The sequence below is a fragment of the Qipengyuania algicida genome, assembly GCF_009828025.1.
In the GTDB taxonomy this organism is placed as follows: domain Bacteria; phylum Pseudomonadota; class Alphaproteobacteria; order Sphingomonadales; family Sphingomonadaceae; genus Qipengyuania; species Qipengyuania algicida.
In genome coordinates, this window is record NZ_WTYA01000006.1 from 106882 (window position 1) to 122274 (window position 15393).

The 15393-nt window shown below is 63.1% G+C and carries 15 protein-coding genes; 4 read left to right on the top strand and 11 right to left on the bottom strand.

From position 1 onward, the window contains the following. Positions 1-38: 38 nt before the first annotated feature. Positions 39-812, top strand: coding sequence for a phosphatase PAP2 family protein (locus GRI58_RS09085; protein WP_160753281.1), 774 nt, complete (start codon positions 39-41; stop codon positions 810-812). Here the strand turns inward: GRI58_RS09085 and GRI58_RS09090 are convergent. Together GRI58_RS09090 and GRI58_RS09095 are read right to left on the bottom strand one after the other, a co-directional pair. Next, positions 809-1855, bottom strand: coding sequence for a 2-oxoacid:ferredoxin oxidoreductase subunit beta (locus tag GRI58_RS09090; RefSeq protein ID WP_160753282.1), 1047 nt, complete (start codon positions 1853-1855; stop codon positions 809-811). The two genes, GRI58_RS09085 and GRI58_RS09090, sit on opposite strands and share 4 nt — an antisense overlap. Continuing rightward, a complete protein-coding gene (locus tag GRI58_RS09095) occupies positions 1852-3792 on the bottom strand; it encodes a 2-oxoacid:acceptor oxidoreductase subunit alpha (RefSeq protein ID WP_160753283.1) in 1941 nt (646 codons plus the stop codon). The genes GRI58_RS09090 and GRI58_RS09095 overlap by 4 nt, the downstream gene beginning before the upstream one ends. Before the next feature lie 175 nt (positions 3793-3967). Between GRI58_RS09095 and GRI58_RS09100 the strand changes: the two genes are divergently transcribed. Then, positions 3968-4918 carry an alpha/beta hydrolase gene (locus GRI58_RS09100; protein WP_160753284.1) on the top strand — a complete coding sequence of 317 codons (951 nt, stop codon included), beginning with the start codon at positions 3968-3970 and terminating at the stop codon, positions 4916-4918. Between the two features lie 19 nt (positions 4919-4937). After that, positions 4938-5411, top strand: a complete 474-nt coding sequence (locus GRI58_RS09105) for an RNA pyrophosphohydrolase (protein WP_160753285.1) — start codon at positions 4938-4940, stop codon at positions 5409-5411. Positions 5412-5426: 15 nt separating this feature from the next. Here the strand turns inward: GRI58_RS09105 and GRI58_RS09110 are convergent, their stop codons facing one another. The 4 genes from GRI58_RS09110 to GRI58_RS09125 form a co-directional block, all read right to left on the bottom strand. Continuing rightward, positions 5427-5939, bottom strand: a complete 513-nt coding sequence (locus GRI58_RS09110; RefSeq protein WP_160753286.1) for a hypothetical protein — start codon at positions 5937-5939, stop codon at positions 5427-5429. A 62-nt stretch (positions 5940-6001) separates the two neighbouring features. Continuing rightward, entirely contained in the window at positions 6002-7180 is a 1179-nt protein-coding gene (locus tag GRI58_RS09115; protein WP_160753287.1) for an RsmB/NOP family class I SAM-dependent RNA methyltransferase, read from the bottom strand. Further along, positions 7177-8628 carry an IMP dehydrogenase gene (guaB, locus tag GRI58_RS09120; RefSeq protein WP_160753288.1) on the bottom strand — a complete coding sequence of 484 codons (1452 nt, stop codon included), beginning with the start codon at positions 8626-8628 and terminating at the stop codon, positions 7177-7179. The genes GRI58_RS09115 and guaB overlap by 4 nt, the downstream gene beginning before the upstream one ends. Before the next feature lie 94 nt (positions 8629-8722). Beyond that, complete coding sequence (locus GRI58_RS09125; RefSeq protein WP_160753289.1) at positions 8723-9478, bottom strand: 3-hydroxybutyrate dehydrogenase; 756 nt, start codon at positions 9476-9478, stop codon at positions 8723-8725. An 81-nt stretch (positions 9479-9559) separates the two neighbouring features. Between GRI58_RS09125 and ypfJ the strand changes: the two genes are divergently transcribed. After that, on the top strand, positions 9560-10426 hold the full coding sequence (gene ypfJ, locus GRI58_RS09130) for a KPN_02809 family neutral zinc metallopeptidase (RefSeq protein WP_160753290.1): 867 nt from the start codon (positions 9560-9562) through the stop codon (positions 10424-10426). An 81-nt stretch (positions 10427-10507) separates the two neighbouring features. Here the strand turns inward: ypfJ and GRI58_RS09135 are convergent, their stop codons facing one another. The 5 genes from GRI58_RS09135 to sdhC form a co-directional block, all read right to left on the bottom strand. Then, positions 10508-12109, bottom strand: a complete 1602-nt coding sequence (locus GRI58_RS09135; RefSeq protein WP_160753291.1) for a M56 family metallopeptidase — start codon at positions 12107-12109, stop codon at positions 10508-10510. Further along, complete coding sequence (locus GRI58_RS09140; RefSeq protein ID WP_337190939.1) at positions 12106-12492, bottom strand: BlaI/MecI/CopY family transcriptional regulator; 387 nt, start codon at positions 12490-12492, stop codon at positions 12106-12108. Before GRI58_RS09140 ends, GRI58_RS09135 begins: the two co-directional genes overlap by 4 nt. Before the next feature lie 193 nt (positions 12493-12685). Continuing rightward, the gene (gene sdhA, locus GRI58_RS09145; RefSeq protein WP_160753292.1) at positions 12686-14518 is read right to left on the bottom strand and encodes a succinate dehydrogenase flavoprotein subunit; all 1833 of its coding nucleotides are present in this window, start codon (positions 14516-14518) and stop codon (positions 12686-12688) included. Then, entirely contained in the window at positions 14518-14904 is a 387-nt protein-coding gene (gene sdhD, locus GRI58_RS09150) for a succinate dehydrogenase, hydrophobic membrane anchor protein (RefSeq protein ID WP_160753293.1), read from the bottom strand. Before sdhD ends, sdhA begins: the two co-directional genes overlap by 1 nt. Positions 14905-14915: 11 nt before the next feature. Then, positions 14916-15296, bottom strand: a complete 381-nt coding sequence (gene sdhC / locus GRI58_RS09155; protein ID WP_160753294.1) for a succinate dehydrogenase, cytochrome b556 subunit — start codon at positions 15294-15296, stop codon at positions 14916-14918. Positions 15297-15393: the final 97 nt, after the last annotated feature.

Here is a 15393-nt window from a genome sequence, read left to right on the forward strand (position 1 = left end):
TTGCGGAACGTGGGCGATACCCACACAGTTCCTCTCCCATGCATCAGAAACACTCCGACTATGTAACGCCAACAGAGCCGCCGATACCAGCAGGCGAAATTCACTTGCCGGAACGCGGCTTTGCCATCGACCGGCGCAAGGCGCTGGCCGTGTCCCTCATCTGCTGGTGCGTCTGGGGCGCGATGGTGTCGCTGGTGACGCATCACCGGCTGGAGGCATTCGATGACGCGGGCCTGTTGTGGTTTCGCAGCGGCACCCAGCACCAGATACTGGGCAGCCCGCGTATTCAGGAGGCCGTGCGCGATATCACTGCGCTGGGCGGCGTCCTGCTGAGCACATTGACTACCCTGGCTGCCGTCATCGCCCTGCTGTTCCTGCGCTTGCGGCGCGAGGCATTCCTGTTCTCCATGACCGTCCTGCTCGGCTGGGGCATCAACAATGCGATGAAGGCGCTGGTCGGTCGCGCGCGGCCCGAACTGGTGCCGCACCTCGCCATCGCCGACGGGTTGAGCTTCCCCAGCGGGCACAGCTTCGCCTCCGCGATGATCTTTATTGGCATGGCGCTGGCCTTCGCGCCGATGAGCCGCCGCCATTCGGTGCGCTACACCATCATCGGCAGCGCCATGATAATCTCGCTGCTGATCGCGTTCAGCCGCGTGCTGCTGGGCGTGCATTACCCCAGCGACGTGATTGCCGGATGGTTCGGCGGCGCTGCATGGGCCTTCCTCGCCGAAGCAGTGCTCTACAAGCCGGCGCGTGCTGCAGCAGACAGCGACACGGCCGACAGGCTCGATCCTACGACCGCAGCCTAGACCGGATCGGCAGCGGTCCCGCTGACTGTCCAGGTCTGCCCACTGCCGAGCAGCTTGACCAGATCTGCGGTCTTGCCGGTGGTCGCCCGCTCGCGCTCCTCGATCACGCCGCTTTCGAATGTCGGGCGCAGATCGTCATAGAGTACGCCGAGCGCCATCGGGAACGGCCCGAACGGCATTTCGACCAGCATATGCGCGATTATGCGATTGGTGACGTCGTGGACGATGACGCCCGCCGCTTCCCAGTCGCCGTCGGCAACCTCGACCACCTTGAGGCAGAGCTCGTCGCGGTCGAGCGTGAGGCCTTGGCGGCCACCCGCGAACAGCATCGGCTCGCCATTTTCCAGCCAGAGCTGACGATCCTCGGCGCCCTTGGGGGCGGCAAAATCGTCGAATACGTCCTTGTTATAGACGATACAGTTCTGGAAAATCTCGATAAAGGCCGCGCCCTGGTGTGCGTGGGCAGCCATCAGCACTTCGGGCAGCTTCTTCGACACATCGAAGCCGCGCGCGACGAAACGAGCACCGGCGCCAAGCGCAAAGGCGGCCGGGCGCGCCGGATGGTCGACCGAGCCGAGCGGGGTCGAGGGCGAGCGCGTGCCTTCACGGCTGGTGGGCGAATATTGCCCCTTGGTGAGGCCGTAAATCTCGTTGTTGAACAGCATGATCTGCATGTTCACGTTCCGCCGCAACACATGCATCAGATGGTTGCCGCCGATGGACAGTCCATCGCCGTCGCCCGTCACCAGCCAGATGTCGAGTTCCGGATTGGCAAGTTTGGCGCCGGTCGCAAAGGCAGGTGCCCGGCCATGAATGGTGTGGAAGCCGTAGCTTTCGATGTAATAGGGAAAGCGGCTGGAACAGCCGATGCCGGAAATGAAGACCGTCTTTGCCGGATCAGCCCCCAATTGCGGGAGTGTGCGCTGCACTGCCTTGAGGATCGCATAATCGCCGCAACCGGGGCACCAGCGCACCTCCTGGTCGGTTTCCCAGTCCTTGAGGGTGGTCGTCACCATATCCTTGGGGGAGGTCATCTCGTTCATGGGTTCACCGCCTTCGGGCTGGGCAATTGCTGGTCATTGGCGTCGACTTCTTCGCCGCCCGCATCGCCGGGCTGGCCATCGAAGTAGCTCGCGATCGCGGCTTCGAGTTCCGCGATCTGGAACGGTTGGCCGCTGGTCTTGGTCAGCGGCTGGGCGTCGACGAGGAACTGGTCGCGCAGCACGGTCTTGAACTGGCCGGTGTTCATTTCCGGCACCAGCACATGGTCGAACCCGCGCAGCAGGTCACCGAGGTTGCCCGGTAGCGGCCAGATATGGCGGACGTGAATATGGCTGACGTCCAGTCCCTTCTCGCGCGACCGGCGCACCGCCTGATGGATCGGCCCATAGGTTGAGCCCCAGCCCACCACCGCCAGCTTGCCAGAGGTATCGCCGAGCGCGACGTCCTGATCGGGCACGGCGATCCGGTCGATCTTGGCCTTGCGCGCATCGGTCATCGCTTGGTGGTTGGCGGGCGAATAGTCGATATTGCCGGTCAGCTCGTGCTTCTCGATCCCGCCGATGCGGTGCATCAGTTCGGGCGTGCCGGGCTTGATCCAGGGGCGCGCGCCCTTGGCATCGCGCTTATAGGGCAGCAGATTGTCGCCATCGTTCTTCTGCTCGAGGAATTTGGCAGGAAACGGCGTGAAGCCTTTGGGATCGGGGACTTTCCATGGCTCGGCGGCATTGGCGATATAGCCATCGGTCAGCAGCATGACCGGGGTCATGTATTCGACCGCGATGCGGCACGCCTCGATCGCCACTTCGAAGGCATCGGACGGGCTGCGCGCGGCGATCACCGGCATCGGCGCATCGCCATTCCGACCATAAACCGCTTGGTAGAGATCGCTTTGCTCGGTCTTGGTCGGCAGGCCGGTCGAGGGGCCACCGCGTTGCGAATTGACGATCACCAGCGGCAATTCGGTCATGATCGCCAAGCCCATCGCCTCGCCCTTGAGCGCAATACCGGGACCGGATGAACTGGTGATGCCGAGGCTCCCTGCGTAACTCGCCCCGATGGCGGCGCAGATCGCAGCGATCTCGTCTTCCGCCTGGAATGTGGTGACGCCGAATTCCTTGAGCCGCACGAGGTGATGAAGGATCGCCGAGGCGGGCGTGATCGGATAGCCGCCGAAGAACATCGGCAGCTCGGCCAGCTGCGCACCGGCAACCAGCCCCAGCGAAACCGCCTCTGCGCCCGTCACCGTGCGATAGAGCCCCGGTGCGCTCGGCACAGGGGGCATGTGCAATTGCTTAAGCGGACCGGAAATTTCCGCCGTCTCGCCATAGGCGTGGCCCGCATCGAGCGCTGCGATGTTGGCGTCGGCGATATCGGGCTTGCTCTTGAACTTGGCCTTTAACCACTGGTGGATTGGCTCGCGCGGACGGTCGAACATCCACAGCGCAAGGCCCAGCGTCCACATGTTCTTGCAACGCAGCGCATCCTTGTTGCCGAGGCCAAACGGCTTCACCGCCTCGATCGTCTGTGCGCTGATGTCGAACGCCAACACATCGAACTTGGCGAGGCTGTCGTCCTCCAGCGGATTGACGTCGTATTTCGCCTTATCGAGATTGCGCTTGGAGAATTCGCCCGTGTCGGCGATCACCAAGCCACCCGGCTTCAGAGCGGGGAGGTTCACTTTCAGCGCCGCCGGATTCATCGCCACCAGCACATCGGGCGCATCGCCCGCAGTGTTGATCGCGCGGCTGCCGAAGTTGATCTGGAACGCCGAGACCCCGAACAGCGTGCCTTGCGGCGCGCGGATCTCGGCCGGGAAGTCCGGGAAAGTGGCGAGATCATTGCCCGCCAAGGCGGTGGACAGGGTAAACTGCCCGCCAGTGAGCTGCATTCCGTCGCCGGAATCGCCCGCAAACCGAACCACTACGGTTTCAGGAGTTTCTTCCGCTTCGAGCGGGGCTTCGACCTTCTGGGTCGCCATTGGCATTCCTCATCGCGCGCCCCTCAGGCGCATATGTCGCAACAGGTGAACGCGGCAGCTAGGCGTCACGCCAGCACGCTTCAATCAAGTTTTTTCTCGCTACGCCCAAAATCGCGCATGGAAAACCCCGCGCAGCACGCTAAGTTCGGGTTTGAAACCCATGGGAGAGAGAAAAATGGCCGCCACCGAACATTTCGTTCGCGAAGATGTCCGCGGATTCCTCAATATGCTGGAACAGCTTGGACGCCCCGGTGTCGAAGAACTACCCGTTGAAGAAGGACGCGAAGGGATGCGGGTCATGGGCCAGATGGCCGAAGCCGACCCGCGCGATCTCGCCGTCATCAAGGATGTGACCTGCCCCGGACCCGCCGGCGATATTCCGCTGCGCTTCTACGACAAGCGCGAAACGCGCGAACCCGGCCCCTGCGTGGTGTTCATCCACGGCGGCGGCTTCGTGATCGGCGATATCGGCGTTTATCATTCGCTGTGCACCGAAATCGCAGAGCAGCTCGACCTTCCGGTAGTATCAGTCGAATACCGGCTTGCCCCCGAACACCCCTTCCCCGCCGCGCCCGACGATTGCGAGGCCGCGGCTCGATGGATCGCATCCTCTCCAGCAGCGCTTGGGCGCGAGTTTACCGGACTTGTCATCACCGGCGACAGCGCGGGCGGCAACCTCACCATCGTCACCACCAACGCCTTGGCTAACGACCCGGCGGACGTTCCGGTCATCGTGCAGGCGCCGATCTATCCGGTTGCCGACGATATCACCAAGCACCAGAGCCTGCGCGATTTCGGCGAAGGCTTCCTGCTGACGTCGGCGACCATGGGCTGGTTCACCATGCAATATGCCGGCGATGCCACCGACCCGAGGCACACGCCGATGGTGGGCGATTGTTCGAACGCGCCGCCGACCGTGGTGTGCACCGCAGGGCTCGATCCGTTGCGCGATTCGGGTCGCAATTATGCCGCGCATCTCATCCAGCAGGGGACCGAGGTCTGCTATCTCGAATTCCCCGGTATCATCCACGGATTCACCACATTGCGCAAAGCCATCCCCAGCGGGCAGAAGGATCTCGACGCCTTCCTCGCTGCGGTCAAATTGATGCTGGAACGCGCGCGCTGAACCGGGCATTGGCATCAGTATGAAGGAACTCGGATATCGCCCCTGCGTGGGCATCATGCTGGTCAATGCCGACGGTCAGGTTTTCGTTGGACGCCGCATCGACAACAAGGAAGGCGACTGGTGGCAAATGCCCCAGGGCGGCGTCGACAAGGGCGAAGACCTTCGCGAAGCGATGTACCGCGAACTGGGCGAGGAAACCGGGATCGTGCCCGGCAAGGTTTCGATCATCGGCCAAATGGACGAGCCGATTCGCTATGACTTGCCCGACGAATTGATCGGCAAGCTATGGAACGGGAAATATCGCGGCCAGGAACAGGTGTGGTTCTGCGTTCGCTTCAACGGCACCGACAAGGACGTCGATCTGGAAGCGCACAACCCGCCCGAATTCTGCGACTGGAAATGGGTCGCGCCCGACCAGCTGCCCGAACTGATCGTGCCGTTCAAGAAGCGCGTTTATCGCAGCGTCGTCGAAGCGTTCACCGCCTTGATCTGAGAGGCAGCAGGCCGGTCAGTTGGTAGCCGGTTGCTTCTCGGCCTCCGGCGCTTTCGTATCATTCGCCGCGACGTATTTCACTGGACCCTTGGCAATCGCGGCGGCGAGCTGCTGCGCCGGGGCACAGGCATCCTTGCCGCAAGCCTTGCGGACTTCCGCCAGATTGCGCTGCGCTTTCTCGATCGCGCCCTTTTCCGCCAGTGCCTCGCCCTCGCCGGCCAGCGCTGCGACATTGTTGGGCTCGCGCGCCAGCGCCTGTCGGTAATAGCGAATGGCCTTGCCCTGAAGCCCATTGGCCCGCGCCGCCTCGCCCAGCTTGAGCAATGTCGGCGTATAGCCCGGATCGACGGTCAGCGCGGCTTCGAAAGCGCTGACCGCGCCTTCCTTGTCGCCTGCCTGCAAGGCCTGATCGCCTTGTGCGATGAGCGCTGCGGCTCCGGGTACTGGCGCTCGCGGCGAACCGAAACCGACACTGGCGGTGACGGCAAGGGCAAGCGAAAGAGCTGCGGCGGCAGGGGCGAAACGCATGAGTGTCTCCAAGCGATGCGAACGTGTTTGGTCAGCCGGATTGGCCATAATCGGCGTGGCTATCACGGTTGAACTGCACAGGCGATGAAAAAACCGTCGGTGCCGTCATGGAAGGGGGTCAGCCGAGTTCCGCTGTCGCGCGGCACACCAAGCGGCAGCGACAGGGCTTGCGGTTTGAAGGCAATGTTATCGCCGAGAAACCTGCCGAACTGGGCCGCCCCTTCCTCGTCCAGCAGCGAACACACGACATAAATCAACCGTCCGCCCGGCTTCAGCAGGTGCGCGCCTAACGTCAATAGTTCGCGTTGAGTCGAGCAAAGTCTGGCGAGACTGGCGTCGGTCAGACGCCAGCGCGCTTCGGGATTGCGGCGCCATGTGCCGGTGCCGGAACATGGGGCATCGATCAGCACGGCATCGGCCTGTCCTGCCACATCGGCCAAGGCCTCTGTCTCCTTGCCGGGATCGAGCAGGCGCGCTTCGATGATGTCCGCACCTGCCCTCTCGGCACGCGGAGCCAGCCGGGACAGCCGCGCCCGATCGGTGTCGCTGGCAATCAATCGTCCGCGATTTTCCATGGCAGCGGCAAGCGCGAGGGTCTTGCCGCCCCCTCCTGCGCACAGGTCGACGATGATTTCACCGGGTTGCGCGTGAACAGCATGGCAGGCGAGCTGCGAGCCTGTGTCCTGAATCTCGATTCTGCCATCGCGATAGGCATCCCATTGTTCCACCGGCGTGCCTGGTACGAGTCGCAAGCCATTGGGCGCATCCGTCTGGGTGGCAGCTTCCGGCAATTCCAGCCCTTCGCGCTGGACCTTGAGCGTGTTGACCCGCAAATCGAGCGGCGCACGGTCGAGCAGCGCCTCCGCCTCGGCCCCTGAAATGCCAGAGGCGGCCAGCCGATCGACCAGCCATTTGGGTGCGACACCCCCAGCAGCAGCCCGTTCGCCCGCATCGATCGGTCGCGGACCATAGGTCGATCCGTCGAACAAACCCGCCAGCTCGCGGTCTTCTTCCGCGACGCGAAGCATGGCCTCCCGGCCGGAAGATGGGATCGGCCCGCAAGCGCGGATAGCGCGATAGACCAGTTCGCGGATGGCACGACGGTCTTTCGAGCCAGCGAAACGATGCGACCGGAACCAGTCGGCAAGAATGCGATCGGCAGGCGCGGCTTGCGACCGTGCCGCCAGAACGATCAGGTCGAGCAGTTCGATGGACGACTGGACACGCGCCGCAGGTGTCATCGCGGGTAGTTGGGAGCCTCACGCGTGATCGCAACATCATGCACATGGCTCTCGGTCAGCCCGGCATTCGTGATCCGCACGAATTTCGCGTTCTTGCGCAGATCGTCGATCGATGCGCTCCCGGTGTATCCCATCGCCGCCTTGATCCCGCCGACAAGCTGGTGAACGACCGCCGAGGCCGGACCCTTGTACGGCACCTGCCCTTCGATCCCTTCTGGCACCAGCTTCTGCGCCGATACGTCCTGCTGGAAATAGCGATCGGCGCTGCCGCGCGCCATAGCGCCGACCGAGCCCATCCCGCGATAGCTCTTGTAGCTGCGCCCCTGGTAGATGAAGGTTTCGCCCGGCGCTTCGTCGGTCCCGGCGAGCATTGATCCGATCATCACGCAGCTCGCTCCGGCGGCCAGCGCTTTCGCGGCATCGCCGCTCGTGCGAAGACCACCGTCGCCGATCACCGGCACACCGGATTTTTCCGCTTCCGCCGCACATTCCATGATCGCGGTCAGCTGCGGCACTCCAACGCCTGCGACGACGCGGGTGGTGCAGATCGACCCCGGCCCGATCCCGACCTTGATCCCGTCCGCCCCGGCATCGATCAGCGCGCGGGTCGCTTCGGGTGTGGCGACATTGCCTGCGATCACCTGAACCGAATTGCTGAGCATCTTGACCCGCTCGACCGAGCGGGCGACGTCCTTGTTGTGACCGTGTGCAGTGTCGATCACGACCACATCCACTTCCGCGGCAATCAGCGCTTCGCTCCGTTCGAAACCCTTGTCTCCAACAGTCGTCGCAGCAGCCACGCGAAGGCGGCCATCCTCATCCTTGGTCGCAGACGGATAAGCGACCGCCTTCTCGATGTCCTTGACCGTGATCAGGCCGACACATTTGCCTGCACCATCAACAACCAGCAGCTTCTCGATCCGGCGCTGGTGCAGCAAACGCCGCGCTTCCTCCTGATTGGTGCCGAGCGGAACCGTCGCGAGATTCTCGGTGGTCATCAATTCGCGCACCGGCTGGCCAGGGTTCTCGGCAAAGCGGACGTCGCGATTGGTGAGGATACCTGCGAGCTTGCCTTCGCGGTCGGTGACCGGAATACCGCTGATGCGGTGCTGCAGCATCAGCGCCTGCGCCTCGCCCAGTGTTGCGTCGGGGTGGATGGTGATCGGGTTGACCACCATGCCGCTTTCATATCGTTTGACCGCGCGCACGGCGGCGACCTGTTCCTCGATCTCGAGATTGCGGTGAAGCACGCCGATCCCACCCAGTTGCGCCATGGCAATCGCCATGTCCGCCTCGGTCACCGTGTCCATGGCGCTGGAGATCACCGGAATATTGAGCTTGATAGCTCGCGTCAGCAGCGTCGACGTGTTCGCCATCGAAGGCACGATATCGCTTTCGGCGGGACGCAGCAGAACGTCGTCGAAGGTAAGGCCGAGAGGGATGTCCATGGGTGCCACTTTCTTGCGCGCGGGGAGATTCGTGGCGGCCCATGTAACCGCGGATTGTGCGATACGCTAGGGGGTGATGGCCCGAGCGGGTCGTTTACTCCGCCGTCCAGCCTCCGTCGACGCTCCAGTTGGCGCCGTTGACGTTCTGCGCCTCGTCGCGACACAGGAATACCGCGAGCGCACCGATATCCTCTGGCTGGACGAACTTCTTGGTCGGCTGCTTGGCCAGCAGGACGTCGTTGATGACCTCCTCGCGGCTCATCCCGCGCGCCTTCATCGTGTCGGGGATCTGGTTTTCGACCAGCTGGGTCCAGACATAGCCGGGGCTGATCGCGTTGACCGTCACACCGTATTCGGCAACCTCCAGGGCTGCGGTCTTGGTCAGGCCCGCAATACCATGCTTGGCAGCGACATAGGCGCTCTTGAACGGCGAGGCGACGAGCGAATGCGCACTGGCGGTGTTGATGATCCGCCCCCAGCCCGCCTGCTTCATATGCGGTATCGCGAGACGCATGGCATGGAATGCCGCAGACAGGTTCAGCGAGATGATCTTCTCCCAGGTAGCTGCGGGAAAATCCTCGATCGGTGCAACATGCTGCATCCCGGCATTGTTCACGAGGATATCGATCGGCCCGATATCCGCCATCATCTGCTCGATAGCGGCGATATCGGTGAGGTCGGCGCCTGAGTGATCCGCCCCGAGTTCGTCTTTCAGTTTCGCGATTTCCGCGTCGTCACCAAAGCCGTTGAGGACGATGGCCGCGCCATGCTCGTGGAGCGCGCGCGCAACCGCCAGACCGATGCCCGATGTGGAGCCGGTGACAAGTGCGCGTTTTCCGTTGAGAAACATTTAGACCTCCGAGCGTTTTGACTGCATTCTCGCAACGTCATCGCCAATGCACGGCGCGCGGTCAATCGAGAGGGGACTGACATGCGACTTAATCCGTTCAATACCGATAATATCCGTGTGCGCTCTGCCGGTGGCGGGGGAAGAATGCCGGGAGGCCGCGTTGGCGGCCTTGGCCTTGGCACCATCGTCATCGCCGCAATCGGCTATTTCGTCTTCGGCCTCGATCCCTCGCAGACCATCGGCGTGGTCGAGCAGGGACGACAGGGTGCGCAGACACAGCAACAGGCGACCAGCCCGCAGGACGAGCAGGCGCTGTGCACGGCCAACAAATACGCCACCGAGACCTGCAACGCGCTCCAATCGCTCAACCAGACATGGCAAGCTGTGTTCGAGCAGCAGGGTGTCGGCCAGCGCTTCCGCCAGCCCGAACTCGCGTTCGAACCGAACACGAGTTTCAGCACCGGATGCGGGCCGGGCAGCCCGGACATGGGTCCATTTTATTGTCCCGCCGACGAAACAATCTATATTGGCACGCAATTCTACGACCAACTCGCGAACCAGTTGGGCGCACCGGGTGAGTTCGCGCGCTATTATGTCGTCGCGCATGAATATGGGCATCACATCCAGGCTTTGACCGGAGTGGCCGAGGCCGTCGCCCGCGCGAAGCAACGCGATCCGCGCAATGCCAACCGCTATCAGGTGGCGATGGAATTGCAGGCCGATTGCTATGCCGGGGTCTGGGCGGGCAAGAACCGCCATCTGATCGAACCGGGCGACATTGAATCCGGGATGCGGGCAGCCAGCCAGATCGGTGACGATACGCTGACTCAAGGTCGGGTGAGCCCCGACAACTTCACCCATGGCACCAGCGCCCAGCGCAGCGCGGCGCTCAAGCTCGGCCTACAGGGTGACGACCGCAAATGCGACGCGATCCTCGATCAGGCATAGGCGCATGGAAAAGGCGGCGATCGGCTGGGGGTTCCGATCGCCGCCTGCCCATCCCGTCCGGACGGGGGTAACTGAAAACCGTCAGCTCTTTTCCTTCAGGCCCTTCATTGCCTCGTCGATCGAGCGCAGGGCTTCGGCGCGCTCGCTGTCGCTCATCGACTTGTGGCGCTTGATCTCGGCTCTTGCGGCGACCATCGCATCATGGGCCTTGGCGAGAGCGGCGGTCTGGCACACAAACATCCGGGTGCGACCATCGCTGGTGGTTTCGGTCTCTGCCACTTCGGTCTGGCCGGAGCGGCATTCGATCCTCACGTCCGGTGCGGCATCCTTGCTTTTGGCGAAGGCGATGCGGATCTCCTTCTGGACCCGCTTCTGCATCTCGCCGTTCTCCGCCATCTCGGCACGGATCTCGGCAGTCTTTGCACCGACCTCGGCCATCTTCACCTTGAGTTCGGCGCGATCGGCCTCGGTCATCGTATCCTTGGAGTGCCAGACCTGCTCTTCGACCTTGCGCTTGCCGTCCTTGTCGACGGTCACGGTACGCTCAACCCTCACCGTCTTGTGATCCTTTCCGTCATGCCATTCGGGTGCGGCAGGCGGTGCCGGAGGAGCGGGAGGCACCGGAGCAGTTGCGGCCGTTGGAGCCAGGGGAGCTTCGGGCGCCATCGGCGCTTCAGGAGCGGCGGGCGCTTCAGGCGCCGCCGGGGGTTGCGGCGCTTGCGGCGCGGCCTGGGCTTCGGCATAGCTGATCGAAGCGGTCAGCGGCAAAGCCAGCGCGGCCCCGCCAATCAGCACCCGGCCCAGCAGGCGGCGGCGTGGAGTGATATCGGACATGGACAAATTCCTCAGGCGTTGAACGATGGATTTGTCGCCCAGCACGGGGCACGCCATGGCGGCGGCCAGCGGCGGGCGGGATGAAAAGCTCTTCACTCCGGCATAACAGGCGATGACATTGGCATAGGCGGCGCGCTGGTCGGGCGAGCGATGCTCGACCACGCGGGCGTCGCAAGCCGATTCCTGATCGCGCCGCATCGCACGCCAGCCAAACCAGCCGAGCGGGTTGAACCAGTGCAGCGCAAACAGTGGCTGGACCAGGAAGTTGACCAGCAGATCGTGCCCGCGATGGTGCGAGAGTTCGTGATCGAGCGCGAGGTCGCGCGCCAGCCGATCCTCACCGGACATGAACCCGACCGGCAGGGCAATCACCTTGTCGAACACGCCGAACGCCACCGGACCTTCCGCAAGCGGTGTTTCGACCAGACGAACCTTGCCGATGTCCCCGACCGGGCGCGAATTGTTTAACATCTGGCGACGGAGCTGGAAATATTGCTGGAAACGGCGCGCAAGGAAGATCGCTGTGCCTGCGAGCCATAGCGCCACCAGCCAGAACCCGTAATCGAACGACGAAGTGGTGTGCACCTGAGTCGTCGGAACCTGCGCAGCCAGCGCCACCATGTCGCTCGGAGCGAGATTTTGCGGCATGGCCACCGCCTGCGCCGCCTCGGCTGGGCGGAGCCACGCCGGGAGCACGATGGGCGGCATCACCAGTCGCACGAACGGAATTGCCCAGAGCATATAAGCGTAGCGCGGGCCAAAACGCCGGGACACAGGACGTCGTATCAGAAGGACGAGCGCCATCAGCACTCCGGTCCACAGCAGTGTTTCGAGCAGAAATTCTCTCATGAGCGCAGCTCCCTCAGCAGCTTCTCGATTTCAGCCAGATCGTTATCGTCGAGCGCTTCGTTCTCGGCGAGTTGGGCGAACAGCGACGCGGGGCGACCGCCGAACAGGCGATCGACCAGGCGTTTCGATTCCTGACCGACATAGTCGGACCGTGCGATGGCGGGAGAATAGAGGAAGCGCCGACCATCGGGCTCGGTCGAGACGGCCCCCTTGTTGACGAGCCGCGACAGCAGCGTCTTGACCGTCGGCATGGTCCAGTCCCGCTCGCGGCAGACGCGGTCGAAGACATCAGATGCGCTCAGCGGGCTCTGGTCCCACAAAGCTTCCATGACGGCGTGTTCGGCTTCGCTGATTGCGCTGGAAGGTGCTGACTTGCGGCTCACGCGTAACTACTCCCGTAATCTTCTGACTACGTTTGTAGACTTATCGATTACGAGTGTAAACCGTCATTCCCGCCCTTCCTTGTCGTTGGACGGATCGCTCATGTCATTTGTCGAGTGAGAGTGCGGTGCAAACCGCTGTCGGCGATGGCGGGGGCGAACCGGCAGTTGTGCCAGCCCGCCCTCACCAGCCGGATCAATAAACCCGCTTCTTGGGCTTGATGTATTCCATGTCGTCGGTGAGCGTATATTCGTGCACCGGACGATAGTTGAGCGTTACCGCACCGCCGCTGCCGCCCCATCCGGTGAACCACGCGAGAGTGTGCTTCATCCAATTGGCGTCGTCGCGGTCGGGGAAATCCTCGTGCGCGTGGGCGCCGCGGCTTTCCTTTCGCGCTTCGGCGCTCGCCATGGTGACATTGGCCTGCGCCATCAGATTGTCGAGCTCGAGCGTTTCGATCAGATCCGAGTTCCAGATCAGCGACCGGTCGGAGACATGCACATCCTCCAGCCGCTTGTTGATCGTGGTCAGTTCCTTCACGCCTTCGGACAGACCTTCGCTGTCGCGGAAAACCGCAGCGTGCTTGGTCATCGCCTTCTGCATTTCTTCACGGATCTTGGCCGTCGAAGCCTTGCCGTCGGCCTTGCGGAAATGGTCGAGACGGGTGAGCGCGAAGTCGAGGCTGCCTTCCGGCAGTTCGTCATGCGCAATACCCGGCTTGATGATTTCCTTGAGACGATGCCCGGTCGCACGTCCGAACACGACGAGGTCGATCAGCGAGTTCGAGCCGAGCCGGTTGGCACCATGCACCGAAACGCAGGCCGCCTCGCCCACGGCGAACAGGCCGGGCACGGTCTTTTCCGGATCGCCCGCATCCCCGGCGATCACCTCGCCGTGATAGTTCGTCGGGATACCGCCCATGTTGTAATGCACTGTCGGCACCACCGGCAGCGGCTGGCGGGTCAGGTCGACACCGGCGAAGATCTTGCCACTCTCGGTAATTCCCGGGAGCCGCTCGGCGAGGATCTTGGGATCGATATGGTCGAGGTGGAGGAAGATGTGATCCTTCTCATCCCCGACGCCGCGGCCTTCGCGGATTTCGAGCGCCATCGAGCGGCTGACAACGTCGCGGCTGGCGAGATCCTTCGCGCTCGGCGCGTAACGCTCCATGAAGCGCTCGCCTTCGGAATTGGTGAGATAGCCGCCCTCGCCGCGCGCGCCTTCGGTAATCAGCACGCCCGCGCCGTAAATGCCGGTCGGGTGGAACTGCACGAATTCCATGTCCTGCAGCGGCAGGCCAGCACGAAGCACCATGCCGCCACCGTCGCCGGTACAGGTGTGAGCAGACGTAGCGGTATAATAGCAGCGGCCATAACCGCCGGTCGCCAGCACCACCGCATGGGCGCGGAAGCAGTGGATCGTGCCATCATCGAGGCACATCGCCACCACGCCGCGGCACTTGCCGTCTTCCATGATCAAATCGATGGCGAAATATTCGATGAAGAAGTCCGCGTCATACTTCAGGCTCTGCTGATAGAGCGCGTGGAGCATGGCATGGCCGGTGCGGTCGGCGGCGGCACAGGTGCGCTGGACCGGAGGCCCCTCACCCATGTTCTGCATGTGCCCACCGAAAGGGCGCTGGTAGATCGTGCCGTCCTCGTTGCGGCTGAACGGCACGCCCGCATGCTCCAGCTCGTACACCGCCTGCGGCGCTTCGCGGACCATATATTCGATTGCGTCCTGATCGCCGAGCCAGTCCGATCCCTTGACGGTATCGTACATGTGCCACGACCAGTGATCGGGCGTGTTGTTGCCCAGCGATGCAGCGATGCCGCCCTGCGCGGCGACGGTGTGGCTGCGCGTCGGGAACACCTTGGAAATGTTCGCGGTCCTCAGGCCTGCCTCGGCAGAACCCATGGTTGCGCGCAGGCCCGATCCGCCCGCACCCACGACCACTACGTCATAGGTGTGGTTGACGATCGTATAGTCCGACCACTTGTCGGAAGTATTGGCTTCGGTGTTCGCCATCAGGCGGCTCCTAGAAATGCGATGCGAGCGATGGAGATGAGACCGAAAGCGGCCCCTCCGAAAGCTGCGAAATTAAGCAGGACGATCAGCGCAAAGCGGCTACCGCTCTCGTGGACATAGTCCTCGATCAGCACCTGTAGCCCGAGCCGCGCGTGCCAGAAGACCGAGATCACGAGCAGCGCCAGCGCGGTCGCGGTCAGCGGGCTCGCCACCCATTGCGCCACCGTGCCCTGATCGTAAGCCGGCAGCAGCATCAGGCTGACCACCAGAAACAGCATGAGGATGAAATTGCCGATCGCGGTGAAGCGTTGCAGCAACCAGTGATGCGCGCCGTGATGGGCGCTGCCGAGGCCTCTGACGCGGCCGAGTTCGGTTCCGTTACCCATGAGCTACGCCCCTATTTGGTGAGGATGATCGCCCAGAAGGCGACGGTGAAAAGAACGCCCAGCACCGGCGCGGCGATGGACCAGGCGCGGTTGGCCTTGAGTTCGTAACCCGCACCGATGTCGAGCACGAAATGCCTGAGGCCGCTCATCAGGTGACTGAAGAACGCCCAACTCAACCCGACCAGCACGACCCAGCCGATGGGCGTCGTCATGACCCCGACAAATGTCTGGTAGGCTTCGACACCCGAAGCGAGCGCGCCGAGCCACCACAGCAGCACGGCCAGGCCGACGATCGCCAACCCGTCCCCGGTGACACGGTGAAGGATGGAAATGAACATTTGCGGTGCCCATTTCCAGATTTGCAGGTGAGGTGAGAGCGGTCTTTCGGCCATCGCGCAATCCGGTTCGTTTGTCTTACAGTGGCCCCCACTTAACGGGTCGTGCGCAAGAGGCAAGGAGCGCGGGGTCGACAAGTGACGCAAATTTGCG

Excerpts from the sequence above, each read along its gene's own strand:
- GRI58_RS09085 (WP_160753281.1), top strand. The coding sequence starts at position 39 with ATGCATCAGAAACACTCCGACTATGTAACGCCAACAGAGCCGCCGATA.
- GRI58_RS09090 (WP_160753282.1), bottom strand. The coding sequence starts at position 1,855 with ATGAACGAGATGACCTCCCCCAAGGATATGGTGACGACCACCCTCAAG.
- GRI58_RS09095 (WP_160753283.1), bottom strand. The coding sequence starts at position 3,792 with ATGGCGACCCAGAAGGTCGAAGCCCCGCTCGAAGCGGAAGAAACTCCT.
- GRI58_RS09100 (WP_160753284.1), top strand. The coding sequence starts at position 3,968 with ATGGCCGCCACCGAACATTTCGTTCGCGAAGATGTCCGCGGATTCCTC.
- GRI58_RS09105 (WP_160753285.1), top strand. The coding sequence starts at position 4,938 with ATGAAGGAACTCGGATATCGCCCCTGCGTGGGCATCATGCTGGTCAAT.
- GRI58_RS09110 (WP_160753286.1), bottom strand. The coding sequence starts at position 5,939 with ATGCGTTTCGCCCCTGCCGCCGCAGCTCTTTCGCTTGCCCTTGCCGTC.
- GRI58_RS09115 (WP_160753287.1), bottom strand. The coding sequence starts at position 7,180 with ATGACACCTGCGGCGCGTGTCCAGTCGTCCATCGAACTGCTCGACCTG.
- guaB (WP_160753288.1), bottom strand. The coding sequence starts at position 8,628 with ATGGACATCCCTCTCGGCCTTACCTTCGACGACGTTCTGCTGCGTCCC.
- GRI58_RS09125 (WP_160753289.1), bottom strand. The coding sequence starts at position 9,478 with ATGTTTCTCAACGGAAAACGCGCACTTGTCACCGGCTCCACATCGGGC.
- ypfJ (WP_160753290.1), top strand. The coding sequence starts at position 9,560 with ATGCGACTTAATCCGTTCAATACCGATAATATCCGTGTGCGCTCTGCC.
- GRI58_RS09135 (WP_160753291.1), bottom strand. The coding sequence starts at position 12,109 with ATGAGAGAATTTCTGCTCGAAACACTGCTGTGGACCGGAGTGCTGATG.
- sdhA (WP_160753292.1), bottom strand. The coding sequence starts at position 14,518 with ATGGCGAACACCGAAGCCAATACTTCCGACAAGTGGTCGGACTATACG.
- sdhD (WP_160753293.1), bottom strand. The coding sequence starts at position 14,904 with ATGGGTAACGGAACCGAACTCGGCCGCGTCAGAGGCCTCGGCAGCGCC.
- sdhC (WP_160753294.1), bottom strand. The coding sequence starts at position 15,296 with ATGGCCGAAAGACCGCTCTCACCTCACCTGCAAATCTGGAAATGGGCA.